26 protein-coding genes, 2 other RNA genes and 2 riboswitches are annotated in these 23,949 nt (G+C 35.3%); of the genes, 7 read left to right on the top strand and 21 right to left on the bottom strand.

The window, feature by feature from the left end; translation table 11 throughout:
- Nucleotides 1-55: 55 nt before the first annotated feature.
- From WAX78_RS14075 to WAX78_RS14040, 8 genes are all read right to left on the bottom strand, one after another.
- A complete protein-coding gene (locus WAX78_RS14075) occupies nucleotides 56-637 on the bottom strand; it encodes a YdcF family protein (protein WP_336482884.1) in 582 nt (193 codons plus the stop codon).
- 258 nt (nucleotides 638-895) lie between these two features.
- On the bottom strand, nucleotides 896-2,248 hold the full coding sequence (locus WAX78_RS14070; RefSeq protein ID WP_336482883.1) for an MATE family efflux transporter: 1,353 nt from the start codon (nucleotides 2,246-2,248) through the stop codon (nucleotides 896-898).
- A gap of 320 nt (nucleotides 2,249-2,568) precedes the next feature.
- The gene (locus WAX78_RS14065; RefSeq protein WP_336482882.1) at nucleotides 2,569-3,402 is read right to left on the bottom strand and encodes a MerR family transcriptional regulator; all 834 of its coding nucleotides are present in this window, start codon (nucleotides 3,400-3,402) and stop codon (nucleotides 2,569-2,571) included.
- A gap of 189 nt (nucleotides 3,403-3,591) precedes the next feature.
- The gene (locus WAX78_RS14060) at nucleotides 3,592-4,944 is read right to left on the bottom strand and encodes an aspartate aminotransferase family protein (RefSeq protein WP_336482881.1); all 1,353 of its coding nucleotides are present in this window, start codon (nucleotides 4,942-4,944) and stop codon (nucleotides 3,592-3,594) included.
- A gap of 194 nt (nucleotides 4,945-5,138) precedes the next feature.
- On the bottom strand, nucleotides 5,139-6,689 hold the full coding sequence (locus WAX78_RS14055; protein ID WP_336482880.1) for a solute symporter family protein: 1,551 nt from the start codon (nucleotides 6,687-6,689) through the stop codon (nucleotides 5,139-5,141).
- Nucleotides 6,690-6,692: 3 nt separating this feature from the next.
- Nucleotides 6,693-7,031: a DUF485 domain-containing protein gene (locus tag WAX78_RS14050; RefSeq protein ID WP_336482879.1), complete on the bottom strand. Its 339-nt coding sequence runs from the start codon at nucleotides 7,029-7,031 to the stop codon at nucleotides 6,693-6,695.
- 203 nt (nucleotides 7,032-7,234) lie between these two features.
- The gene (locus WAX78_RS14045) at nucleotides 7,235-7,855 is read right to left on the bottom strand and encodes a sterol desaturase family protein (protein ID WP_336482878.1); all 621 of its coding nucleotides are present in this window, start codon (nucleotides 7,853-7,855) and stop codon (nucleotides 7,235-7,237) included.
- Nucleotides 7,856-7,917: 62 nt separating this feature from the next.
- Complete coding sequence (locus tag WAX78_RS14040) at nucleotides 7,918-8,226, bottom strand: cytoplasmic protein (protein WP_336482877.1); 309 nt, start codon at nucleotides 8,224-8,226, stop codon at nucleotides 7,918-7,920.
- Between the two features lie 756 nt (nucleotides 8,227-8,982).
- Between WAX78_RS14040 and cspD the strand changes: the two genes are divergently transcribed.
- Together cspD and WAX78_RS14025 are read left to right on the top strand one after the other, a co-directional pair.
- The gene (gene cspD, locus WAX78_RS14030; protein ID WP_336482876.1) at nucleotides 8,983-9,180 is read left to right on the top strand and encodes a cold-shock protein CspD; all 198 of its coding nucleotides are present in this window, start codon (nucleotides 8,983-8,985) and stop codon (nucleotides 9,178-9,180) included.
- Nucleotides 9,181-9,295: 115 nt separating this feature from the next.
- Nucleotides 9,296-9,544: a DUF2564 family protein gene (locus tag WAX78_RS14025; RefSeq protein WP_336482875.1), complete on the top strand. Its 249-nt coding sequence runs from the start codon at nucleotides 9,296-9,298 to the stop codon at nucleotides 9,542-9,544.
- A 215-nt stretch (nucleotides 9,545-9,759) separates the two neighbouring features.
- Here WAX78_RS14025 and WAX78_RS14020 read toward each other — a convergent pair whose 3' ends face one another.
- From WAX78_RS14020 to WAX78_RS14010, 3 genes are all read right to left on the bottom strand, one after another.
- A complete protein-coding gene (locus tag WAX78_RS14020; protein ID WP_336482874.1) occupies nucleotides 9,760-9,936 on the bottom strand; it encodes a zinc-finger domain-containing protein in 177 nt (58 codons plus the stop codon).
- A 12-nt stretch (nucleotides 9,937-9,948) separates the two neighbouring features.
- The gene (locus WAX78_RS14015; protein WP_336482873.1) at nucleotides 9,949-10,608 is read right to left on the bottom strand and encodes a ribonuclease H family protein; all 660 of its coding nucleotides are present in this window, start codon (nucleotides 10,606-10,608) and stop codon (nucleotides 9,949-9,951) included.
- Between the two features lie 175 nt (nucleotides 10,609-10,783).
- On the bottom strand, nucleotides 10,784-11,269 hold the full coding sequence (locus WAX78_RS14010) for a QueT transporter family protein (RefSeq protein ID WP_336482872.1): 486 nt from the start codon (nucleotides 11,267-11,269) through the stop codon (nucleotides 10,784-10,786).
- 6 nt (nucleotides 11,270-11,275) lie between these two features.
- A riboswitch (PreQ1 riboswitch) is annotated at nucleotides 11,276-11,320 on the bottom strand.
- 212 nt (nucleotides 11,321-11,532) lie between these two features.
- Between WAX78_RS14010 and WAX78_RS14005 the strand changes: the two genes are divergently transcribed.
- The 3 genes from WAX78_RS14005 to WAX78_RS13995 are packed head-to-tail and all read left to right on the top strand — an operon-like array spanning nucleotide 11,533 to nucleotide 13,726.
- Entirely contained in the window at nucleotides 11,533-12,405 is an 873-nt protein-coding gene (locus WAX78_RS14005; protein ID WP_336482871.1) for an aldose 1-epimerase family protein, read from the top strand.
- A gap of 15 nt (nucleotides 12,406-12,420) precedes the next feature.
- Nucleotides 12,421-12,816, top strand: a complete 396-nt coding sequence (locus WAX78_RS14000) for a reverse transcriptase-like protein (RefSeq protein WP_098309337.1) — start codon at nucleotides 12,421-12,423, stop codon at nucleotides 12,814-12,816.
- A gap of 4 nt (nucleotides 12,817-12,820) precedes the next feature.
- Complete coding sequence (locus WAX78_RS13995) at nucleotides 12,821-13,726, top strand: DMT family transporter (RefSeq protein WP_336482870.1); 906 nt, start codon at nucleotides 12,821-12,823, stop codon at nucleotides 13,724-13,726.
- Nucleotides 13,727-13,728: 2 nt separating this feature from the next.
- Here WAX78_RS13995 and WAX78_RS13990 read toward each other — a convergent pair whose 3' ends face one another.
- A complete protein-coding gene (locus WAX78_RS13990; RefSeq protein ID WP_336482869.1) occupies nucleotides 13,729-13,989 on the bottom strand; it encodes a DUF6123 family protein in 261 nt (86 codons plus the stop codon).
- A 302-nt stretch (nucleotides 13,990-14,291) separates the two neighbouring features.
- Here WAX78_RS13990 and WAX78_RS13985 point away from each other — a divergent pair, with 302 nt between their 5' ends.
- On the top strand, nucleotides 14,292-14,747 hold the full coding sequence (locus WAX78_RS13985) for a MarR family winged helix-turn-helix transcriptional regulator (RefSeq protein ID WP_336482868.1): 456 nt from the start codon (nucleotides 14,292-14,294) through the stop codon (nucleotides 14,745-14,747).
- Nucleotides 14,748-14,907: 160 nt separating this feature from the next.
- Here WAX78_RS13985 and WAX78_RS13980 read toward each other — a convergent pair whose 3' ends face one another.
- The 8 genes from WAX78_RS13980 to WAX78_RS13945 all read right to left on the bottom strand — a co-directional run bounded on the left by WAX78_RS13980 (nucleotide 14,908) and on the right by WAX78_RS13945 (nucleotide 19,856).
- On the bottom strand, nucleotides 14,908-15,048 hold the full coding sequence (locus WAX78_RS13980) for an FbpB family small basic protein (protein ID WP_336482867.1): 141 nt from the start codon (nucleotides 15,046-15,048) through the stop codon (nucleotides 14,908-14,910).
- A gap of 411 nt (nucleotides 15,049-15,459) precedes the next feature.
- Nucleotides 15,460-16,326 (bottom strand): 5'-3' exonuclease, encoded by an 867-nt coding sequence (locus tag WAX78_RS13975; RefSeq protein ID WP_336482866.1) that lies wholly within the window; start codon nucleotides 16,324-16,326, stop codon nucleotides 15,460-15,462.
- Nucleotides 16,327-16,444: 118 nt separating this feature from the next.
- Nucleotides 16,445-17,155, bottom strand: coding sequence for a P-type ATPase (locus WAX78_RS13970; protein WP_336482865.1), 711 nt, complete (start codon nucleotides 17,153-17,155; stop codon nucleotides 16,445-16,447).
- A 316-nt stretch (nucleotides 17,156-17,471) separates the two neighbouring features.
- Nucleotides 17,472-17,637, bottom strand: a riboswitch (M-box (ykoK) riboswitch).
- A gap of 131 nt (nucleotides 17,638-17,768) precedes the next feature.
- Nucleotides 17,769-17,952, bottom strand: a non-coding RNA gene (ssrS, locus tag WAX78_RS13965) — 6S RNA.
- Nucleotides 17,953-17,973: 21 nt separating this feature from the next.
- Nucleotides 17,974-18,158: non-coding RNA, 6S RNA (gene ssrS / locus WAX78_RS13960), on the bottom strand.
- A gap of 115 nt (nucleotides 18,159-18,273) precedes the next feature.
- Nucleotides 18,274-19,107, bottom strand: a complete 834-nt coding sequence (locus WAX78_RS13955; protein WP_336482864.1) for a sulfurtransferase — start codon at nucleotides 19,105-19,107, stop codon at nucleotides 18,274-18,276.
- A gap of 2 nt (nucleotides 19,108-19,109) precedes the next feature.
- Complete coding sequence (locus WAX78_RS13950) at nucleotides 19,110-19,382, bottom strand: YpbS family protein (protein WP_336482863.1); 273 nt, start codon at nucleotides 19,380-19,382, stop codon at nucleotides 19,110-19,112.
- A gap of 12 nt (nucleotides 19,383-19,394) precedes the next feature.
- Nucleotides 19,395-19,856 carry a GNAT family N-acetyltransferase gene (locus WAX78_RS13945; RefSeq protein ID WP_336482862.1) on the bottom strand — a complete coding sequence of 154 codons (462 nt, stop codon included), beginning with the start codon at nucleotides 19,854-19,856 and terminating at the stop codon, nucleotides 19,395-19,397.
- A gap of 72 nt (nucleotides 19,857-19,928) precedes the next feature.
- On the opposite strand from WAX78_RS13945, the gene WAX78_RS13940 reads away from it, so the two are divergent.
- Entirely contained in the window at nucleotides 19,929-20,183 is a 255-nt protein-coding gene (locus tag WAX78_RS13940; RefSeq protein WP_336482861.1) for a DUF3931 domain-containing protein, read from the top strand.
- A gap of 3 nt (nucleotides 20,184-20,186) precedes the next feature.
- Here the strand turns inward: WAX78_RS13940 and WAX78_RS13935 are convergent, their stop codons facing one another.
- Nucleotides 20,187-23,837: a dynamin family protein gene (locus tag WAX78_RS13935; protein ID WP_336482859.1), complete on the bottom strand. Its 3,651-nt coding sequence runs from the start codon at nucleotides 23,835-23,837 to the stop codon at nucleotides 20,187-20,189.
- Nucleotides 23,838-23,949 lie beyond the last annotated feature (112 nt).

Here is a 23,949-nt window from a genome sequence, read left to right as displayed (position 1 = left end):
TTTAGAAACTATCGTTTTATCTTTCAGCTAAATTACAGTTTTGTAAGATTTCCCGTTATATTTGATCCATGAGCCAATACTTTGTAATTGCCAAATATTCTCGAACATTAGATTGAATGATAACAGGTTTTGGTGTTCTTGCAGACAATCCCTCTAACTGCAATCCTTGTTTTTCAGCAATCTTTTTTGCACAGTACATATGAAAATCGCTCGTTACAATAATTCCTTTTTTCTTATTTGTTGGAATAAGAGATTTTGAGAATTGTATGTTTTCATTTGTATTTGTAGAACGATCTTCCATTGTAATTCGTTCTTCTTGAATTCCCTGTTCCATTAATCCTTGTTTCATAGCTAAAGCTTCGGAGATTTTCTCCCCTTTTCCTTTACCACCAGACACAATTACAGTTGTTTCTGGATGTGTTTTTAAATATTCAGCGGCTTTATCAATACGATATTGCAGAGAATAAGATGGTTCTGTTCCGTTCACACGGGCGCCAAGTACAATCATATACTCTGCATCATTCGGTGCTTTCATATGTCCATGCTTGTAAATAATATATTGTAAAGTACTCATATAACCAACTACAATCATCAAAAGAATCACGCTATACGTTATCCACTTTTTTCTTTTTAGCATTTCTACAAATACTCCCATCTCTCTATTTTTTCCATCATAATATTCTTCTGATTATTTGTGTAGTTCCTTTTTCCAATTCAACCTATTTCATCCTTTAAAAGTAATATTTCCATACTAAATAGAAATATAGAATAATGTATACAATACAATTTTTCACAAAAATCATACTGAAATTAAAGTGGTGCTTCGAATTTTAAAGTAGAAATTCTGTCTATGAATAGCAAAAAATCCCCTTAACACATTAAGGGGATCTCATCATTATATATGTTTCTCTGCCAACATTTGTATAGAAACTGGATGTGAAAAACGATTCATTGCAAATACCGCACACGCTGTTATTAGTTCGGCCACAGGCATTACAATCCATATTCCATTTACACCAAACAATTTCGGCATGATCCACAGAAGAGGTATGATAAGCAGCAATCCACGGCTCAATATAATAAAAACAGATTTTGTTGTTTGTCTTACAGATTGAAAATACTCTCCATATACAATGTTATAACCTAAAAATACATATTGCGTGAAGAATAAACTGATTCCTATTATCGTCATATTTAATAATTCTTCAGATTGAACGTCAAATAAACCGATAAGATATTTCCCAAAGAATAAACCGATTATTGTTGCGATAGCACCGAGTACAACAGCTGTTTTTACCGCAAGCCGTAACCCTTCTTTCAACCTTTCCGATAAATTTGCACCATAATGGAAGCTCGCGATAGGTTGTAGTGCTGCCCCAACTCCAAAGAATAAAAGTAGCGTCACGGCATGAATACTGTTTACCATAGCATAGGATGCAACGCCTTGCTCACCAGCGTACTGAATAAAAGTAACGTTAAAACCAATTGTTACAATTGCTACCGTAACCTCTGTCGTGAAACTTGGAAAACCGATGATCATAATTTGTTTTACCGTCGACCATTCTAAATGTAATTTCGTCCATTTTAAAATACTGTTTTTTCTAAAGAAATGACTCAGCAGCACAAGAAAACCAATTGCTGCAGATAAAATAGTAGCAGCTGCTGATCCTGTCACACCCCAGCCAAGAATGAAGATAAAAATATAATTAAATACAATGTTTAATACGGCTGTGATAATTAAACCTGCCATAGCTAAATTCGGATTTCCATCATTTCGTATAAATGTACTCAAAACATTTTCTAATACATATACCATTCCAAATGTAAATAATACATGGAGATAATCTAATGAATACGGTAAAATCACATCATTTGCTCCAAATAAATAAGCTATATCTTCTATTTTCCATAAACAAATAATCATTAACACACCAACAATAGCAACGGCTACCGTCATAGATTGCGTGAAAATAGAACGTGCTCGCTCTATTTTATTTTCTCCTAAAGCGATAGAATACATTGTTGCTCCGCCCATTCCTATCCATAATGAGATCGAGAAAAAGATGGAAAATGCGGGAACAGCAACATTTACTCCTGCCAAACCATTCGCCCCCACACCTCGGCTAACCATAACTGCATCAATCATAATATTCACCGACATCAGTACCATTCCAAGTACAGCCGGAATTAAATACGAAATAAATAAACTTTTAATCGGTTTTTCTCTTAAAGTCTCAGTTGCTTCCATAACAAAACTCTCCTTTACGACTCTCTGTTCACATTTTAAACCTTCAAGTTACTTGAAGGTCAAGAGAGAAGTAAACAATATATTTTGTTATTCATGATGTCCTACCTATTTTATCCCGCTATTTGCGGATAGTAAGCCACCCACTAATGGAAGTTTCACTTTATCCCGCATTAACGGGCAGTAAGACCCTCACCTCAACATGCAAAGAAAAGAAAAGAAAAGAAAAGAAAAGAAGATAGGTGGGGGGACAACTGCCCGTAAAAGCCCGATTGGTTCAACTAACCTTCTGGGAAAAAACGCTCCCAGAAGGAAGTTTCACTTTATCTTTTTTTGATCACAGGGATTTGGATTTCTGTCACTTGCTCCTCTTGATTACTCGTTACAGACAAATCAATTAAGGCTAGTTCAATTGCATCACCACATATTTCATACCCATCCTGCTCAATAGCTAGTAGCAGCCTTATGTAAGTCTTATCGGTTTCTTCGTATGGTCCATGATGATACGCACACGCATATATCCCTTCTTCAATTACATTAGAAGTAGCAATTTGAAATGGCATGTAATCAAGAAGAATGAATACGCTATTGTACGCTTGAAAATCATGTTGTAATAATGCATCTTTTGCTACAGTAACACCTATATCACCCGAAAACAAACTATTATCTACTTGTTTCATATTTTTTTGAAGTGAATGAATATAATATTCAAACATGTCATCCGTTACATTTGGAGTAATAGGTAAAGACGTAATTTTACGCTTTGGTATTTCTGTAAAAAAGACCGTATGAGTATTTGTTTGCACAGCTTCTTTCATTAAACGAATTTTATGTTTTATTTTTGCTAATGTATATTCAATTTCCCTTTGTTTTTTTAATAACATCTCTTCCTGCTTTTCTAATAAATTCAATGCAAATGATGGTGTTCTTTCATCTATGTATCGTTTAATTTCTTTTAGCGGTATGTTTAACTGACGTAAAAACTTAATCGTATCTAGCATTGAAAATTGACCAATCGTATAGTATCGATAATTCGTTTGTGAATCAACAATTGCTGGATGAAAGATACCTTTTTCATCATAATACCGCAATGTCGATTCAGGAATATTATGCATTTTTGCCATTTCACCGATTGTAAAACGTTGATTTAATAACATATTTATTTCTCCGTTCATTTCAAATTCATTAACCTAATCACACTTTTTATATTGTCCCTTTACCCTGCTAATAACAGTTTTTCTCGCTCTCCATAAAGCAGCAAATATATTATACATGTATGTACTCTTTTCAATAAACAACAAACCGAAAAGCGAGCCTTATCCTTCTGGCTCGCTTTTCACCTTTTATCAAATACGTTCCATCGCCGCCTTCACCGTTTCTACAACAAACGTAATTTCTTCGCTAGAAATTACCAGCGGCGGCGCTAACGTTAAAATGTTATTATAACCCGCTGTCGTCATACCATTGCGGCCAATAAGTAATCCTTTTTCTTTACATGCATTCACAACACTTGCAATTTTGTCCCCATCAATTGGCTCTTTCGTCGCTTTATCGTTTACAAGTTCAATTCCAACGAGTAACCCTTTTCCGCGAATATCTCCTACATATGGATGGTCGCCAATCGCGTCTTTTAATTGTTCTAATAGAAGAGACCCCATCTGAGCAGAACGATCAATCAACCCTTCGTTCTCCATAATTTCTAAATTTTTAAGCGCTAATGCACAAGCAGCTGGATTTCCGCCAAATGTATTAATATGGCGGAAAAACTCGTATTCTCCTGCCCCTTGAAACGCCTCATAAATTTCTTTTTTCACTGCCGTTACGGACAATGGTAAATATCCACTTGTAATTCCTTTTGCCGTCGTAATAATATCTGGCTTTACATCATAATGCATAAATCCAAATGGTTTTCCTGTACGTCCAAAACCACAAATGACCTCATCACTAATAAGAAGTGCCCCATGCTTTTTGCACGTTTCATGGACAGCCTTCATATAATTTTGCGGCGGCATTAAAATACCTCCGCCTGTGATAATTGGTTCCATAATAAATGCCGCTATCGTTTCACTCAATTCCCACGTCATCACGCGATCAATTTCTTTTACACATTCCACATCGTAAATATTCTGTTCATCAATTCCTGGCATACGATAACAGTCTGGCGGTGTAACATGTAAGAAGCCTGCCGCTAACGGCTCATATTGATATTTCCGCTGTGCTTGTCCTGTGGCTGCCATCGCCGCCATCGTATTTCCATGATAACCGCGGTAGCGTGCCATAACTTTAAAACGATGCGGTTCTCCTTTATATGCATAATATTGACGAGCAATTTTAAACGCCGTCTCATTTGCCTCTGAACCACTATTAGAGAAGAAAATAACGTAATCCCCGCCAAGCCATTCATTTAATTTTTCTGCTAATTGAATTGCTGGTTCATGTGATTGTGACATCGGAAAATAAGAAAGTTTTTGTAACTGTTCATACGCAGCATCAGCTAGTTCTTTTCTTCCATAGCCACTATTCACACACCAAAGACCGCTCATTCCATCTAAATAGCGGTTTCCTTCACTATCTTCCACCCAGCAGCCCTCTGCCTTCATTCCAATCATTGTACTATTCGGACTATACGGACGCATTCCATGCCATACGTATTTTTCATCTTTTGCTAATAATTCTCCAGATTGCTTCGTTTTCACCATACATTCCACCTTCCATTACAACTTTTTATATCTAAAGCTGTTCGGTGCCTCATGATGATGTGAATTTTTCTCTTCCTAAACCTTCATTCCACAAAAGTGAGGTAAATCCTACCAGATAATTAAAAAATTCAAAAAAGAAAATTAGTAAAATAAAAAACAGAGTGCTTTCCTTTAGCTAGAAAGCACTCTGCTTCTTAATGCGCCGATACGTCACTAATACCATGTCCTGTATTCGACTTTACTAATATTTCATCAAATTTAGCGGCATCTTCTTTCTTACTAGATAAAATTGTCCCTAAATAGGCAGCTAAAAATCCAAGTGGAATGGAGACAATTCCTGGTGTTGTATATGGAAATAACGGGTCCCCAACAAAAATTGCTTTTCCAGCCACTGGATTCCATACATTCGGACTCATCGCAACGAGAACAATAGCAGAAGTTAAACCAACAAGCATACCGCAAATTGCACCCGTAGTATTAAAGCGTTTCCAATATATTGTGAATAAAATAACCGGTAAGTTCGCACTTGCCGCAACAGCAAATGCAAGTGATACAAGGAATGCTACATTTAATGTTTGCGCAAATAACGCTAAAATAATAGAAAATACTGCAACTCCCACTGAAGCATAGCGTGCCATTTTTACTTGTTCTTTTTCCGTTGCTTTTCCTCGTCGTAAAATTTCATTATAGAAATCATGAGCAAACGCTGATGCAGCTGTTAAAACAAGTCCTGCTACTACAGCTAGAATTGTCGCAAATGCTACTGCCGAAACGAAAGCAAACAAAAAGTTTCCACCTAACGCTTTCGCTAACATTGGCGCTGCCATATTACCTGCTGCATTCGCTTTGATAATTGCCTCATTCCCAACAAATGCCGCCGCTCCAAACCCTAAGAAAATTGTCATAATGTAAAAAAATCCGATTAGCCACGTTGCATATACAACAGATTGACGAGCTGTTTTGGCATCACGAACCGTAAAGAAACGAACAAGAATATGAGGCAATCCCGCTGTACCAAGAACAAGTCCTAGATTCAAGGAAATGGTATCTAAACCAATTTTATACTTCACACCTGGATTTAAAAATGCTTCTTTCAGCGGTGTTGCTGTCTTCATTTGTGCAAACATTTCTGTAATACTAAAATTAAACTTGGCAAACACAATAACAGAAATAATAAATGTACCTGCCATTAATAATACTGCTTTAACAATTTGAACCCAGCTCGTTGCTGTCATTCCGCCAAAAATAACATATACAGTCATCAACGTCCCAACAATCAATACAGACGTTGTGTATTCGATTCCTAATAATAATTTAATAAGTGCTCCTGCCCCGACTAACTGTGCAATCATATAAAAAATCGAAATCGTCATCGTATTAAGCGCTGCTACTCCGCGTACTTTTCTTGCATCAAAACGCGCTGCAATCATATCTGCTAACGTAAATTTCCCAAGATTTCGAAGCGGCTCTGCAACAAGATATAATACAACTAAATAGGCAACAAGAAAACCAATACTATAAAAAAAACCATCAAAACCTGTTAATGCTATGGCTCCAGCAATCCCAAGAAAAGAAGCAGCGGACATGTAATCACCCGCAATCGCCAAACCGTTTTGCCATCCTGTTAATCCACCGCCTGCTGTATAAAAATCGCTTGCATTTTTTGTTTTTTTCGATGCATAGTACGTAATGACGAGCGTCCCAAGAACAATTACTAAAAACAACGTAAAAGCTGTTGTATTCAATCTTTATCCCCTCTCTTTATCTACATTTTCAAGAATCTGATTCGATAACCGATCAAATGATTCCGCTTTTTTACTATAGATCATACACAATGCCCACGTCATAACGAACTGAGCAAATGCAAACACCCATGCCCATGTAATATCACCAAATACTGGTGTATTGAGCACTTTTGAATACGATGTTAAAATAGGCAAGGCAATAAAAAAACTGAAAAAGAAAATACTCATCGGTACAATAAATTTTTTCTTTGCTTGTAATAAATTTTGAAATGCAGCAGATTGTACTACTTCTGTGTAATTGATTTCACTATTTAATTTACGAGCAGATGATTCTTGTTTCACTTCATATCGTCCCCTTTCTTTTCCATACGAATAGTAGAAAATCCCCTCCCATGAATACATTAATTACTAAATTTTATAAATATTCAGAAACTTAATCTCATTGTAGACAATCTATTTTTATAAGCAAAGATTTTTCGATAGACAAATTACGTCATATTTTTCCATTTTTAACGAAACATGTATTGCAATAAAAAAGGCAGTGCTTATTGCACTGCTTTCTCACCTTCCAAATTACGAGCTGTTTCACTCGTTTCGACATCTTTTCCTTCTTTATATGTCTTGAACAAAAAGTCGTAAAACAGATTCGATACTCCAAACCAGTAGTTCTCATTTTTATAATGATGGAGTATATGCTGTTTCTTTAGCCATCTTCCATATGGAGTCATTGGACGGATTGGCCGATGGGCAATGTAATGTTTCCATTCATATACTAAAAGCATGAAAATCATTCCGATTCCAAATGATAATGTCACCGTGATGCTAGAAGTAATACCATATACGATGAATAAATATATCGTAAATCCAGGAAGACTATACCAAACAGGTAAAAATAATAACTTTAAATCATTCGGATATACGTGATGATCATAATGAAGACGTTTTAACATTTTTAATAAAAACTGATTCTTTGGCGGCTTTAAATGAAATAAAAAACGATGTGTTACATATTCGTTAATTGTATAAAAGATAATCCCCGCAATAACTGCAATAGCTGCAATCCATGTAAACAATTGCATGTTCAAAAAAACGATAAAAGCAATTAATATTCCAATCATAATGGCAATATCATGCTGAAAGAAAAACTCTTTTATAACTCGCTTCATCCCTATGTTCCTCTCCTTAGAAAGCGACCGTAACGTATTGTTATGGCCGCTTTCTTTTATCTCTATTCCATTCCCATTATAAACTTACTTGCTTCTCCATTTCGATATAAAAAATTACTTGAGCCAAATATATTCTGTTTCGGAATAATATGTTCCACTGCAAAAACTGTTACTTCCCCTCTTTGTACTTCTCCAATAATTAGCCCTAATATTTCATGATTTACAGCAAATGTTGGTTGTTTTGTTTGAAGTAATCGCTCAGCAGTTTGAAGAACAGCCTCGTATAATGGATTTCTGTCCGTTACTTCTTTACGAATTTTCGGTGCTAATGTAATAATAATTTCTTTTTCATTTATCTTGGTTCGATACATAAAAATCTCCCCTTTAATTTATATGAACAATTATAAAGCTTGATACACAAAACGAATGGAATAGTCCACTAATATAATTCCTGCTTTACTGTAATATACCCAAATACTTTGGGGCGAAATAACGTTCTTTCAAAATGAACAGAAACAGCGATATTTAATATATTTCTGAAAGAAATTCTCCTGCCTCTTTCTGTTTATATTCCATATTTTATTGTAAAATTCCTTGTTTTACACTTCAAAATCCAAGATAAAACAATAAAAAATCCTATATAGCATATGAATGCCTGTACAATATGTGTATAGAAACACAAAAGATAATCCAAATTTGCAAAGTAACGCTGGATTTAATACAACATTAGAAAAGCTCTCAAATTACTGTAAATATCCAAGTTGGTATATCGTCCTTTTCTTCATCCCCCACCTATCTTCCCTCTGAATCTTGATGTAAGGGTCTTACTGCCCGCGAATAGCAGGATAAATAAGACTGCTGCATTCTCTCAGCTCTTTATGTACAGCCTTTATTTAAAGATATTAAAAATAACAGTTGTTCTATACCTATACATAAAGCTAGTGTGAAAAATTATTTAAAAATACAAAAAGATAAAACCGCTTACTTGACTAAAATCTCCCATTCCATGTATATTTAAATTATCATTTAGCAGAATATTCGAGAATATAACAATTTCAATTTTATGAATTTGTAAATGTTTTCGTTCACTAAATGAGAAAGTAATTATATTTAGGAGGCATTATAACATGCAAGGTAAAGTAAAATGGTTTAATAGCGAAAAAGGTTTTGGATTTATCGAAGTTGAAGGCGCAGACGATGTATTCGTACACTTCTCTGCAATTCAAGGAGAAGGCTACAAATCTTTAGAAGAAGGTCAAGAAGTTTCTTTCGAAATCGTTGAAGGAAACCGCGGAGCTCAAGCTGCTAACGTAGTAAAACTTTAATTCGACATATGACAGGAGGTTGCCTATCGGTAGCCTCCTTTGTTGTTTCCTCTGTATATTTCTTTTTCACAGAGCGAAAACTATGTGAAATGAGAAAATAAAGGAGGAGAAAACAATGGGTCTACCTGTAAACGATTTTGAAGAAGTAAAATTTCGCGTAGAAACTGCTCAAAAGATGGTTGGTTCCGCGACGATCACAATGGATCCTGAATCATTGCAGCATGCTACAAATGCGGTTGAATCAGCTCGCCTTCAGCTCGAAACAATGAAAGAAGTAGCAACAGATTTAGATGCACCATTTTTATTAGATCAAGAAGCAAAATTAGAGAAATGCGAGCATCAATTACAAGAAGCAAAGCATTAAAAAACATCCAGGGGATTTTCTCTGGATGTTTTTATTATGTACGTAACGGGCTATAAAGTGGAACTTCTGTCAGTGTTTTTCATCCTCCACCTATCCTCTCTAAATCTTGAGGCGGGGTCTTACTGCCCCTAAATGGCAGGATAAAAAACGGCTGTAAATTTTCTACATATAATCGTATAAAATTCCCTATCTCAACAAAGTTAATAGGGAATCATTCAAGACAATCGAGTTCCATACTCTTTTAGCTTTGCTCCTATTGTGCATTGCCGAATGCAAAAGGAGTGGGCATAACGTTTACTATGTTCTTTTCGAAAATGCTGCTGTAAAAAGCAGCCATCGCAATATGTTTCTAATAAATCATTCACTTCCGTAATCAGCTGCTTACGATCCACTCCCTTACACCCCTATTCTGTTATTTCTTTATGACTATCAATGTTTGTTCCCTCAAGTGCTTGCGTTGCCAATTGATGAGCTTCTTTATTCTGTTTTCTAGAAACGGGTTCACATATCAATTTTATTCTCATCTGTTTTGCTTTTTGTTCGATTTGATCTAAATAATGGATTAAATGTTCCTCATAACATGGCCATTCACCCTCTAATTGCTGGAGCACCACTTGAGAATCACCGCGAAGTATAACGGATTCATACTTAACTCCTAGCTCTTCTAGCACGTTCATTCCATATAATAGTGCAGCGTATTCCGCTTCATTATTATCATCAATTCCTTCTATGTAAGCATTGCGACGAATTCGATACGTTTTTCCCTGCTTCTTATAATAAATGCTCACTCCCACACCCGCCTCTTTCGTCTCAATATCGTATCCTCCATCGAAATACAATAAGAGATCTTGCGGCTCTTCTTCAACTTGTTTACTCAGTTTCTTAACTTCTTTTAACGTCCATTCTGTCCCCATTTCATCGTAAAACAACAGTTCTTTCGCTCTCCCTGTTTTTTCAAAGTCCACTGCAAACTGCATCGCCTCTTCTAAACGAAGGTAATCTGTTTCAAGTTTAGTCTCTAAACCATTCTTTGTTCGATATAACCAAGTTATTTTATATTTCATTTCGCTCCCCCTTGTACGTATAAAATCAATGCACTACCAAATATTACATGTTCATTTTATAATATTTTGTCTATGAGTACAGTATTCTATTCCGAATACATCACATCTTCGAACGATGAATTGAGGAAAAGAAATAAGAGTTGTCACGATTAAGTGAACAACTCTCTTAGCCATCTTATACAAATTTTTCAAACTGCACTCGTTTATTAATAAAATACATAACAGGTGCTCCAATAGCCATTACAACAAATTCACCAACTGCACATGTTAGCCATGTAAGCAAAAATGGTAAATCGAATGCAAGATGTAGTTCAATGGCAATAAGGAACATTGTAAAGGTAAAGACAACTGTATTAAAAATCATACGCGCCCATATCCCTTTTATGAAACGCATAGAAACAATTGTACAAAGCAAGGCGACAATAGATTGCCCCACCCCAAATACAAGATCATATGCAATCATTGGTGAGAAAAAGAGATTTGTTAAAAATACGCCTAACACAATCCCATAAATATATTTTTTATTGAACACAACAAGATGATTGAACATTTCCGAAATGCGAAATTGAATATTCGTAAAACCAAAAGGTTGAATAAGCATGGAAACGGCAATATATAACGCTGCTAAAATCCCGTTACCAACAATTGTCTTAATTTTCATTGTATAATCTCCTTAGTTTTTTTACGTGGGATGGTTACGAACCACGTGAATATGTAAATGAACAAAAATACATTATATTTATAATTTGAATTTAAGTCAATATGGCAAAAGATGTATCAAATGAACTGAATTACAAACGGACAGTCATAAACTATCCTTTTCTTTTTATAGGACGTATAATAAAGTGAAACTTCCATCAGTGGGTGACTTACTGTCCACAAATAGCGGGATAAAAAACATGAAAGATTTAGGAGGGATTGTTCATGACAGCAACAATTCAAAACGAAAAAGTGATCGTTTCTATTTCTGAAAAAGGTGCAGAATTGCAAAGCATTCGCTTAAAAGAAGATCATACAGAGTATATGTGGCAAGGGGATTCAAAGTATTGGGGACGACGTGCTCCCATTTTATTCCCTATCGTCGGAAGATTAGTAGATAATACATATTATATCGATGGAAAATCTTATTCGTTAACACAGCATGGATTTGCTCGCGATCTAACATTTACAATAAAAGAACAAAGTGAATCAAAAATTACATACACAGTAACGAGTAATGAAGAAACATTTCAAAACTATCCATTTGCATTTGAATTACTCGTTTCTTATGAATTACATGAAACATCTGTGTACATAACATACGAAGTAATCAATCCAAATACGAAAGAAATGTATTTTTCAATTGGAGGACACCCTGGTTTTAATTGTCCTTTACTACCAAATGAATCTTTCACAGATTACTACTTATCTTTCAGCACTCCAGAACATTTAGAAACAAGCGTATTAGAAGGACCATTTCTTTCTAAAAATAAACTCCTAGTAGCAGAAGGAACAACCGAACTTCTGCTTACATACGATTTATTTAAAAACGATGCGCTTATTTTTGAAAATATGAACAAAAACGAAATTGCTATCCGCTCTCATAAACATAATAAATTTATTAAAGTAGCATTTGAAGGATTTCCATTTGTAGGTGTGTGGACACCTGGAAACGGCGCACCGTTTCTATGTATTGAACCTTGGTATGGCATTGCTGATGAAGTAGAACCCGCAAAAGACTTTAAAGAGAAAAAAGGAATTCAAATGTTAAAAGCGAATGAAACATTTACATGCCGCTATAGCATTACAATCGGTTAATCGGAGGTTTTCAATTTGATTGAAGTGTACATTGATGGTGCATCAAAAGGAAACCCAGGTCCTTCTGGCGCTGGGGTTTTTATTAAAGGTATTCAACCGCCTGTGCAGCTTTCTGTTCCACTTGGAGTTATGAGCAACCATGAAGCTGAGTATCATGCATTACTTGCTGCATTAAAATATTGCACCGAACATAATTATAAAATTGTATCGTTTCGAACAGATTCCCAACTTGTAGAACAAGCTGTTGAAAAACAATATGCGAAGAATCCCTTATATGCACCACTTTTAGAAGAAGCATTGCAGATGACCCAGCAATTTGATCTCTTTTTTATGAAGTGGATTCCAAGCAGTCAAAATAAAGTAGCAGATGAATTAGCGCGAAAAGCGATTTTAAAAAATGAACGGGGGTAGTGTATTGAAAAAAGAGTGGATTGCTCCTCTCGCATTGTTGTTCGTTGCCTTTATTTGGGGAGCTACGTTTGTTGTCGTTCAAAATGCTATGTCATTTGTCGGACCATTTTCTTTTAATGCTGTACGTTTTTTATTTGCTGGACTTATTTTATTCGTTATTCAGCTCATTTCTATGAAAAAAACACCTATTAAACGGGCAGGGTATAGTAGCGTCGCTGGTATCATAGTAGGATTCTTTTTATGTATTGGTTACTTGCTGCAAACATGCGGCTTATTATATACAACTTCTTCTAAAGCAGGATTTCTAACAGGACTTAGTATTGTCATGGTACCTGTTTTATCGTTTATCTTTTTAAAGCAAAAAGCGAATATATTTATTGTACTCGGAATTACAGTAGCTACAATTGGATTGTTCTTATTAACAGCTGGAAATTCTTTTCAATTAAATATAGGAGACCTTCTTATCTTAGGTTGCGCTGTAGCATTTGCTGCTCACATACTTGTAAATGGGTTCTTTTCAAAAAAGGTGTCTCCGCTATTATTAAGTACAACACAAATATTAGCAGTTGGCGTCTTCTCTTCTATTTGTGCATTTTTGTTTGAAGATTGGGAGAAGTTATTTTCGCTTTCATTATGGACAAATCGCTCATTTTTGTTTGCACTATTGCTAACATCGCTATTTGCCACTTCTCTAGCATTCTTTATTCAGACAACAGCACAAAAGTACACGTCACCTACTCGCGTTGCCATTATTTTTGCAATGGAGCCAGTCTTTGCAGCAATCACAGGTGTTCTTGTTGCAAATGAGCAATTGTCGGTATCAGCTATCATTGGGTGCATTTGTATTTTCTTAGGAATGATCTTTGTGGAACTCCCAAATAAACAAAAAAAAGAAGCGCAGGCTGCATGAAGTTATGTTTGTAACTTCCGCATAAAAGCCAGCGCGCTTTTTTTATCGGTAATTTTCTCTTCATTTAATCGTTCTAATAAAGCAATAAAGTAACTACCATCAAACTGTAATTGATGCTTAATCGTCGCTTCAATCGCCACATTCACAATTCCATCAGATGCACCTGTATATCCTTGACCAAACATAATAAATCCTTGTGCTTCCTCTGATAATTTAAATCCTTTTGTATGTAAGAATGAAAGATAGTCTTGAACTGTTTGCATGATGTCCCCACCTAATTTGAAAAATCCTCTACTTTCTATCATACATGTTTTCAAGCATTATGAGAATGAATTTTCTTTGAAAACTGCTGTAGAATCTCCTGTTTTCTGAAAAATAAAGTGAAACTTCTATCAGTGGTTTCCCCCACCTTATCATCCTTCTCATTCCTCATAATCTTGAGGTGGGAGTCTTACTGACCGCGAATAGCGGGATAAAAAGAACAAATTCGTTGATTATTTATTTATTTTAGTTTAATATCGAACTGTTCAAAAAGGAACTAAATACATAGGAAGAAGGATTAGCAATGGCGAATAACGATTTACATACAACCAAAAAAATCATGCAATCATTTTTAGAAATTCAAAAAACAATTGCTTCATTCACCCAACAAAATGCTGCTAGCTTAGGATTGACGGTATCTCAAATGGGGATTTTAAACACTATTTATACAAAACCAGACCTTACGTTAAAAGCAGTAACAGAAATGCTTTCTTTACCTAAAAGTACAGTAAGTGTAAGTGTAGAGGGACTTTTTCAGCTCGGATTGGTAGAAAGAGCACAATCTCAAGAAGATCGAAGGGAGCTCAAATTAAACGTCACTTCTAAAGGAAAAGAAATCGCAAAAAAATCTATCGAAAATTCATCCTCTTATCGTGCAATGATGATTGCATTAGAAAAAATGCCACAAGAAGATATTCAAACTTTGTTACGTATTCATAGTCAGTTACTCACTCATTTACAAGAAATCGACTATAAATAAGATTTACGGTCAATTAAAAACTATTTTTAAATAAACAAAGTCCTTTCAGGTTATCACTGAAAGGACTTTCAAATTAGCAGCACCTTAAGTGGCACTGTTGTTATTTGAATGTATGTTCACGATTTATAAATTATTTTCCTGATCAAAAACTTTCCTTTACTCAGTTACTCACCGCTCTATATGATACATGTCGTTTTTCAATTTTCTCTTCAATTTCTCTTAGGTTCTCCTTATCATTCAATAATAATTGTTTATTTTCTATTAGTAATTGTTTAAAGGATTTTCTTATTTTTTTTCGCATACTTAGATTCCTCCTTGATTGCTATGAAAAATTTCATTTATATAAAAGATAAGTAATTATCTGTATTGTGTAATAATAATAGATTTGTGTGAAATCCATTTGAATTTTAAATGAAAACTACGTATATTTTTGCATGAGTCAATATGTGTATAGTTCTGTGATTGTAACTTTGCCAACAGTTTGTTTACTACCTTTACTATCAATCTAAAGAAATTAGATATGCTAGTAACCATATCCAATTAAAATGTTTTAAATATAAATAATAACGCCCAATCAAATGTATAGTTTGATTGGGCGTTATTATTAGTCTAAAATAAATTCTTTTCAAAAAGCACTTTTTATCCCGCTACTTTTAGGTACACTTTCATCAGTGAGGAATGAAGAAAAGTCACCGCTGACGGATGTTTCACTTTATAACATATTTACAAACATTTCTGGTCTGTTCCAGTTCATTTGCTCACAAACGAATCGCATTTTTTCTATATCAATTGTGTGAAGGGCTTCTTCTAATCCACAAGAAATTGGCACTTCACAATGAATTTGTGCAAGTTGTAATGACATATGCAAATTGTCTAAGTCGTTTTCAATTTTTGTGCGCTGTGCTTTCGTCAATGATGTAATGTTTTCTAAGACAGCTGCAACGGTTCCATACTCTTGAATAAGCCTATATGCTGTTTTTTCACCAATTCCTTTTACGCCTGGATAGTTATCGCTTGAGTCACCCATAAATGCCTTTGCATGAACAATTTGCCACGGCTGTACACCTTTTTCTTCGATAATTTTTTCAGGCGTGTAATATTCATAGTTCCCAATTCCTTTTCGAAGAAGCATGACCGTAATATTTGTATCAACAAGCTGCAGCAAATCTGTATCACCCGTTAAAATAAACACTTCTGCTTCGTTTTGATACACTTTTGCTAATGTTCCAATACAATCATCAGCTTCATATCCTTTTATACCAATAACTGGAATAGATAAATGTGCAGTCATTTCTTGTACTAAATCGAATTGTGGAATTAATTCTTCTGGCGGTGCACCGCGATTCGCCTTATAGTTTGAAAATGTTTCTGTTCGAAACGTTGTACTCCCCATATCCCAGCACGTTACAATATGAGTCGGTTCAATTGTCCCAGACGCTGTTAATAAATGCTTCATATAACCATGAATCCCGTTTGTCGGGGTACCATCTTGTCTTTTCATAAATTGTCCGTATACACTTGTTGCATAAAAAGCACGAAATAATAGTGCCATTCCATCTACTAATAATACTTTTTTCATAATTCCTCTCCTAATGACAAAAATAAAAACCTCACGTCATGACGCAAGGTTATAAATAATCAATGATGATTGTACTTTTTATTATACAATGATTTACCCCATTTAGCATCCATAAAGATTACTTACAATATTGATGTAATAGTTCCACATATGTATTATTTCCAGTGGAAACAACAACTGCTTTTGCTGTGCCATTAACAATATGGGTACCTTTGTAACATAAATTTTCAAGATAAAGCGGATTATAATCTTTTATGCGTTTTAACGGCATAAATCTCTTTTTCTCGATATGATAACAACTTTCATATTTTTCTACAAGTATTTCTTTTCCTGTTAAGGGGGATTCATCTACTAATAAATCTTTTGCGTAAATAATGCGGGCATCAGCTGGTACAGTATCACCTGCGGAAAGACAAATTACATCACCTGGAACCAATTCTTCTACAGGAATATTCATCATTTCAGAATCTGGATCTACTCCATTTGCCTTTTCATTTACTACTCTTAAAACTGCAACTGTTTTTGATGTTGGTGCACTCGTTTGATTCGCTTCCTTTTCAAACAGACTTACTTTTTCAATCAACTTCATCATGATATAAGCCAGCATGATTTTTTTATTCGCATATCGTTCATTTTTCCCATATTGCGCGATACGTTTTTTTGCTTCTTTAACAGAAAGACCATTTCTTGTTGTTTTAAAATAAGCATATACAGATTTCACATCTCGAATCGCAACTTCTACTAACATTTCATTATTTTTCTGTAAAATTTCTCGCCCTTTATGATTTATGTTATCTATAATTCCATCTCGTTTATTTACATATAACATCGTCCGTCTCCTCTTTGACGCACGCAGGAAGGAACTCACTGTTTCTCGACTTATCTATTTACAGATATAGAGGGAGGAACAATTCGCTTCCTACCTACATGACATATTCTCTTTTTGAAATATATGGGTAACGGAACCGAGTCCGAAGCTGACATTGCTCCTCACCTCCTCATAAACTTATTTTTTGTTATGTGTATTTGTACAACATACATCCTTACTAAAAAAGACCTTTCCCGGAAACAAGAAAGGCCTGAACATACGCAAATAAGCGAAGCTTAATGAAACTACATTTCATAGTAGCTTACATTAAAAACAATCGCACCTCTCCCTCGCCGAGCTTTAGCACTGTATAGCATAGGTTCTTCACCAGCTACATTAAAAAGGACCTTAATTCGATCATTCCTGTTGACCCATTGGCGTCTCTCGACATTTTTGGGCAGTAGCATCTCTCTATACAGGAGCCTCACCTAACAGAGACATATTTAATTATAAGAAAAATGTTACTCTCGTTTCTAGTTGGTGTCAATGTTTTTTATGTAACATTCTCATATTTCTTCTATGATACTGAAAAACAAATAAAAAAACCTTATGTTATACAACATAAAGTTTTTATAAAGGACCCACATATGCCGTTCTCTCTAGATGTCCATAAACCCGCTCTCGCAGGTGGATGCTCTCAAAAATGCTTTCATCTTCCTTCTTAAAAAGATGGCATGATGGCTACATTTAAATATTGAACTTCCGTATTACTCTCATTGGTTTAAGACATACACAAGCTACGTACATCGTAGGCATTTATTATTAATCATTAGGATAAATAGAACCCCGCACGTGCCGTCCCTCGTAAATGTCCAAAAACCCGCTACTCGCAGGTGGATGTTCTCACAGTTACCTTTCATCTTCCTTCTCAAAGAAAGGCTTGATGTTGGCCTCTAAATATCGAACTTCCGTAAAACTAACATCGGTTTTAGACATAAATAAGTTACGCACACCGCAGGATGTTTTATTTATTTGTCGTTATCTTATCACATTGTTCACAATGTGTAAAATATATTATTTCTTAAGTATTTCTTGTTTGTGTTCCTATTGTAATACAAATTTTTTCACCATGCAATAGGCTACTGATTTTCTTTCACAATTGAATTTTCAGGATACGAAATCCAATCACTCCAGCTGCCTGCATACAATTTTACATTTGTAAAACCAGCCATTTTTAACGCTAATACATTCGGACATGCCGTTACACCTGATCCGCAATATACAATCGTTTCTTTCTTTTTATCAAGATGAATAAAGCGCTCTTCTTGTTCGCTTTGTCCTTTAAAAGCACCAAAATCAGTTACGCCGTCTTTCCAAAAGTAGTTTTGCGCAGTTGGAATATGACCTGCTACTTTATCCACTGGTTCTTCTAATCCTTCGTAGCGCCTTGGTTCTCGCGAATCAATAAGTGTTATATCTGCCTGTTTGTTGATTTTCTCTTGTAATTCCGCCATTGTTACGACAATATCATGCTGTATAGATGGAACAAACGTCTTAGATACAAAAACCGGTATATCATTCGTTACTTCGAATTTTTGCTCCTTCCATGCTGGGAAACCACCATTTAATACATATACTTTGTCATGTCCAAGGTACGTTAAGAGCCACCAAAGACGAGAGGCCATCGCTCCTCCTTGGCTATCATATGCTACAACTGTTGTACGTTCATCAATCCCAGCTCGTGAAAGCTTTTGTACAAACGCTTCTATATTTGGAAGCGGGTGACGTCCTCCATGTTGTGTAATCGGACTTGATAAATCTTTATCTAAATCAAAATAGAGTGCACCCAAAATATGCGCCTCATTATATTGCTCTCTGCCCCAATTCGGATTTGCTAAGTCAAAACGACAATCGATAATACGAACATGCTCATCTTGTATATGTTCATGCAACCACTCGACTGTAACGATCATACTTAGCGACCTTCTTTCTCTTGTAAACGTCCTACGTACTCCATCACCATTTCTTCTGTCACAATCTTACGTTGCTGTGCAATACCGTTTTTTGCAAGCTCATTAATTTGTTTTGTTACCATATTAATTACATCAACAGAGAAAGGTTTTCCATTTAACGCAAGTGATACGGCTGCTTCTATTGCTGCTTCACGCTGCGCCTCTAATTGTAGAAATGCTTTCACAACCTCATTTTGTTTACGAGAATGCTCTGTAATTGCTGCATGTACTTCCATGTTCTCTTCCCCCTAGTGTAAGTCCATCATAAGCCGAATCATATCCCGGCATATAATGCCATTTTCAATAATCTCTTCTTCATAATGCTTCGAAAAGTAATCAAAATCAATAGAAAAAATACGAAATCCACATTTTTGATATAAAGCAAGCTGCGAAACGCTCGAATTACCTGTCCCAATTTCAAGCCTCCGCATGCCCTGTTCTTTTGCAGTTGTAATTGCATGCTGCAATAACTGCTTCCCAATGCCTTTACCCTGTTCTTGTTCACAAACTGCAATATTCATAATCTCCATCGTCTGAGGACGTGTTTCCAATAATATATATGTCCCTATTACATGTTCATCGCGTTTAGCAACGTAAATCATTCCTCGTTGAAGATACGACTGTAACTGCCTTTCGCTCGGATCAGCAAGTAATAATAACGATATCGGTGCCTTATCCTCAGAAATGCGCTCAACAATGAATCGTTCCATAAAAATTCTCTCATCCCCTCCTGTTCTAAATACCCCTTGTCTTCCATAAGTAATACAAAGGAGGTCATCACTATGGACAACAATGAAAAGAAGTGCAATATAATCTCCATTGATGAGAAGAAAAAGAAAAATGGCACGTACTCTTATCCAAAGTTAGTGATAGAAGGGAAACCATATGAATTCGCATCCTTCGTCTTATGCGGCGAAACGCCAGATGGAAAACGACTCGTCTTAACTCATATGGTTTCCTCAGATGAATTTGCAGGATTTGTAAAATCATTAGATACTGTACTACAAAAACGCATTGAACGTATCTTTTTTTCTTAATACTTATAGAACTTCTACTTCATGTTCTATTTTCATTAATTGTTTTGCCAATTCTTCTTTTCTCTGTTCGTATGCAGAAACATCAATTGTTTCCAATAACGCAAATAATAAACTTTCATAGTATTGCGCTGCGTCTTGCATCATGACTGTTTTCACAAGTTTCCATCTATGAAGCCATTCTTGTTTATAATGATCAATAAATAGATGCTGTTCTTCCATTACGTAATCTGCTACAAACGGTTCTAATGTTTGCTTCATTTCTTCTTGCATCAATGCTTTATCATTTTTTTCAAAGAAGTTTTTCTCACTTTTAAAATGGGATAATGCTTTTTTAAATTGTTTTGCTTCCATATTTGGAAATGGATTTTCATGCATAAGAACGCGATAGTCATATGTTGTATCTGTATGGATGACGAGCTGTTCATTCTTTGTAGCACATTGCACTGCTACTTCTTCTTGCACATGTTTCATCGTTTCATTCATCCATTTTTCAAGACGCAGCGACGTTGCACGCATTTCTTGCAATAAGTCATGTTGTAAGAAAGCAATTAACTCCATCATGCACTCTTGTAATTTTTCTTTCACATTCCCTTGTGTTCGTAAGGAAGCTGGATTAATAAATTCTGTAAACACATCATTGTAGCGTAAAAATAAGCGCTGCTTTACATAATATAGAAGCTCTTTCACTTCATTTTCTAACGCCATCTCTTCTGTTACAACACTATGCGAAGTAATCATATGAAGCAGTTCTTCACGTTCCGCTTCATATTTTTTTCGTTTTTTCTCTTTTTCTTCATTTCCTTGCGTTGCACTTTCAATCATATTTGTGAGAAGTTTATAGCCGTTTTGAAGTGCCCCATATAAAGAATGAATCGATACAAGCATTAAATCTCTCATGATAAACGAAGTGAAAGCTTGTTCAAACGGTGCAAGACCAGAATGTTTTAAAATACCATACGTTTCTGGCGAAATATCTTTACCTTGTTTTTCTTCTAATGCAAATAAGCTAGAAATCGCAAACAGACGTGGATTACGAATCCCGTACTGCAACAATTGATCGCTAATATATCCTTTTACTGTTTGTAATTCCTCTTCTGACTGCGCTAAATCCGCAGCATTAATTAAGAAGAACATTTTATCAAGTGCAAATGTATCTTTTACGCGTCCAAGCTGAATTAAAAATTCTCGATCAGCTCGTGAAAATACGTGATTATAATATGTTACAAATAAAATTGCATCTGCATTTTTTATATATTGGAACGCTACGTCTGTATGGCGCGCGTTAACAGAGTCTGCTCCCGGTGTATCAACAAGCGCAATGCCTTGTCTTGTTAATTCACAATCATAATAAAGCTCCATATATTCTACAAAGCATGATTTTTCTTCATTGGCAACATAATCAGCAAATTCAGCTAACGTTACGTGCGATTGTTCTCCCAAACGATGCCCTACTTCAGCATATCCATGCTGAACTGCTCGTAAAAAACTAAACGTCGTTTTTTGTCTGCCACTTGGCTCTGGATATTGCAGTACATCATCAATTTGTAAGAGAGCTTCTTCTAACGTTGTAACATCACGATGAAATAACTTATAAACAGCCTTTAAGTCTTCAAAGAGCGCCGTTTCCGATTTAAACTGTACAACTACCGTACCATGCGGCTTCTCATCTGTTACCGGTAAAATTTGATTAATCGTTGCTGTTGTAGGATTCGGTGATACCGGTAGTACCTTCTCTCCTAATAAGGCATTGGCAAATGACGATTTTCCTGCACTAAATGCTCCAAATAACGCTACAGTAAATTGTTTTGTTTCAATGCGTTTTCTCTTTTCAACAATTTCATCGTATACGTGCGTCAAAGCTGGAAGCTGTTTTAGAACAAATTCTGTTTCCTTCACATGTTCTAATACGCTCTGAATATTAACATTGCCTGCACTTGCAACTTGATCTTCCGTATACGTAGATACAGCTCCTTGTTCTTGTAATTCAAATTTAGCATTTGTCACTTGTTGTGTTTGTTGTAAAATTTCTTCTATTTTCATCGTTTCAGGCACAGAAACACAATCGTTCCATACATCATGCAAATATGTTGCATACTGATCGTATTGTTCCATATATTGACGTTTCATGTCATTCGCATGTCGCACCGCTTCGTATTGCTTCCGTTCTCTATCAATGCTTAACAGCTCAACTTTTCCTCTTTCTTGTATTATCGGTAAAGCTTTCGCAAATATAGATTGTGCCGCATTGTAATATCGTTTCTTTAATTCATTTGCAACATCTGCTGTATAATGCAATAAATAATCTCCTGTAAATCCTGCTCCTTGCTTAATTACTTCTTCTAAAAGCGACGGTTCAAAGAAAATATTCAAATCGTATACTGCTTTTCCTAATTCTTCTGTAAATATCGCTTCTTGCTTTGCAAAAGAAACAATATATTCTTTTACATGAAAGTCTAATTGCGCTTCTACCGTCTTTTGCAGGGACTCATAAAACACTTGTAAACGACGCTGTTTTTCTTGATCAGTTTTCGCTTTTGCAAATAATAAACCAACTTTAAATTTCGTCAATTTTGTTTCTAAGTATTGATTTGCTAAATCACGCATTTCAAATGGCATTAAATATGCATTATCTAATATATTTTGCAGCCCTATGATAAATCTATTTTTTACTTCATCTTCTTTTGCGTAAAATTCTTTTTCTTTTTTAGCAAGTTCTTCTAAAATCGCCGTAACTTCTTCATATGATAATACCGATGCTAATTCTTCACGAAACGGCTCCAGTTGTTTCTCATACTGAGTTAACAAATGGGAAAGATGTTCTTGTAGTAAATAAGAAACTTCCTTTTCCATTCCACCTTCTACATAAGAACCGCGTTCTTTCATAATAGAAACAAGCAGATCCTCTAGCTTTTCCAATTCATTGTACGAATGCCCTGGTAATCGTAAAGACGTATAAAATATACCATCAACGTCAACATTCCAATTTGCAAATGACTGCATTACACTTTGCTGATAAGCAGAAAAAGACAATTCTTGTTCTTTATGCTTATCAATCTGATTCACAACAAGATAAACTGTTTTGTTACGCTGCTTTAATTCTTTAACAAATTGTAAATTCACTTCCGATTGCACATGATTATAATCCATCATATAAAAAATAATGTCAGCAAGATGCAGCGTAGATTCAGTCGCAAGTTGGTGTGCATCATCAGTTGAATCAATACCAGGCGTATCAACAAGAACAACGCCTTCTGGGAGCGGTGCATCGCTCCGGTAAATATGAACTCCAATCACTTCATCGCCATTTTTACAAAGCTGTTTTAATTCTTCTGCTGTATACATACCAGCATACTCGTATTTCTGTCCTGATTTTAATGTAACAATAACGCGTGCGTGTCCTTTTTCTATCTTTACCACATTCGCACTCGTTGGAATCGGACTTGTTGGCAACAATTGATCTTTATATAGATAGTTCATCATTGTTGATTTTCCAGCAGAGAAATGCCCGCAAAAGGCAATCATGAGCTGCTCTTCTTTATATTTCTGTATAACTTCAAGCAGCTTTTCACTATGTTCTGTATCACTTTTTTTCTGCCATTCTTCATAAAAACAAACAAGCTTTTGTAAACTGTTTGTTTGCACTGTTTTTGTCATCCCCTCGTGCCCCTTTGTTCCAAGATGTATATATCTTCTATATTACTAAATTTTCAGCATCTTCACAGTAAAAAAATAAAAAATCCCTTTCATTCTATGCAAAAATGAAAGG

Source organism: Bacillus yunxiaonensis, from assembly GCF_037104695.1.
GTDB lineage: Bacteria > Bacillota > Bacilli > Bacillales > Bacillaceae_G > Bacillus_A > Bacillus_A yunxiaonensis.
This window is presented reverse-complemented; position numbering and strand designations above follow the sequence as displayed.

What these genes read in the sequence shown, in the direction of transcription:
- WAX78_RS14065 (WP_336482882.1), bottom strand. Translation starts at nt 3,402, where the DNA reads ATGTTATTAAATCAACGTTTTACAATCGGTGAAATGGCAAAAATGCAT.
- WAX78_RS14010 (WP_336482872.1), bottom strand. Translation starts at nt 11,269, where the DNA reads ATGAAAATTAAGACAATTGTTGGTAACGGGATTTTAGCAGCGTTATAT.
- WAX78_RS13990 (WP_336482869.1), bottom strand. Translation starts at nt 13,989, where the DNA reads ATGCAAACAGTTCAAGACTATCTTTCATTCTTACATACAAAAGGATTT.
- WAX78_RS14015 (WP_336482873.1), bottom strand. Translation starts at nt 10,608, where the DNA reads ATGAAATATAAAATAACTTGGTTATATCGAACAAAGAATGGTTTAGAG.
- WAX78_RS13975 (WP_336482866.1), bottom strand. Translation starts at nt 16,326, where the DNA reads ATGAAAAAAGTATTATTAGTAGATGGAATGGCACTATTATTTCGTGCT.
- WAX78_RS13970 (WP_336482865.1), bottom strand. Translation starts at nt 17,155, where the DNA reads ATGTTATATGTAAATAAACGAGATGGAATTATAGATAACATAAATCAT.
- WAX78_RS13945 (WP_336482862.1), bottom strand. Translation starts at nt 19,856, where the DNA reads ATGGAACGATTCATTGTTGAGCGCATTTCTGAGGATAAGGCACCGATA.
- WAX78_RS13940 (WP_336482861.1), top strand. Translation starts at nt 19,929, where the DNA reads ATGGACAACAATGAAAAGAAGTGCAATATAATCTCCATTGATGAGAAG.
- WAX78_RS14060 (WP_336482881.1), bottom strand. Translation starts at nt 4,944, where the DNA reads ATGGTGAAAACGAAGCAATCTGGAGAATTATTAGCAAAAGATGAAAAA.
- WAX78_RS13955 (WP_336482864.1), bottom strand. Translation starts at nt 19,107, where the DNA reads ATGATCGTTACAGTCGAGTGGTTGCATGAACATATACAAGATGAGCAT.
- WAX78_RS13950 (WP_336482863.1), bottom strand. Translation starts at nt 19,382, where the DNA reads ATGGAAGTACATGCAGCAATTACAGAGCATTCTCGTAAACAAAATGAG.
- WAX78_RS13980 (WP_336482867.1), bottom strand. Translation starts at nt 15,048, where the DNA reads ATGCGAAAAAAAATAAGAAAATCCTTTAAACAATTACTAATAGAAAAT.
- WAX78_RS14070 (WP_336482883.1), bottom strand. Translation starts at nt 2,248, where the DNA reads ATGGAAGCAACTGAGACTTTAAGAGAAAAACCGATTAAAAGTTTATTT.
- WAX78_RS13985 (WP_336482868.1), top strand. Translation starts at nt 14,292, where the DNA reads ATGGCGAATAACGATTTACATACAACCAAAAAAATCATGCAATCATTT.
- WAX78_RS14005 (WP_336482871.1), top strand. Translation starts at nt 11,533, where the DNA reads ATGACAGCAACAATTCAAAACGAAAAAGTGATCGTTTCTATTTCTGAA.
- WAX78_RS13935 (WP_336482859.1), bottom strand. Translation starts at nt 23,837, where the DNA reads ATGACAAAAACAGTGCAAACAAACAGTTTACAAAAGCTTGTTTGTTTT.
- WAX78_RS14025 (WP_336482875.1), top strand. Translation starts at nt 9,296, where the DNA reads ATGGGTCTACCTGTAAACGATTTTGAAGAAGTAAAATTTCGCGTAGAA.
- WAX78_RS14045 (WP_336482878.1), bottom strand. Translation starts at nt 7,855, where the DNA reads ATGAAGCGAGTTATAAAAGAGTTTTTCTTTCAGCATGATATTGCCATT.
- WAX78_RS14040 (WP_336482877.1), bottom strand. Translation starts at nt 8,226, where the DNA reads ATGTATCGAACCAAGATAAATGAAAAAGAAATTATTATTACATTAGCA.
- cspD (WP_336482876.1), top strand. Translation starts at nt 8,983, where the DNA reads ATGCAAGGTAAAGTAAAATGGTTTAATAGCGAAAAAGGTTTTGGATTT.
- WAX78_RS14075 (WP_336482884.1), bottom strand. Translation starts at nt 637, where the DNA reads ATGCTAAAAAGAAAAAAGTGGATAACGTATAGCGTGATTCTTTTGATG.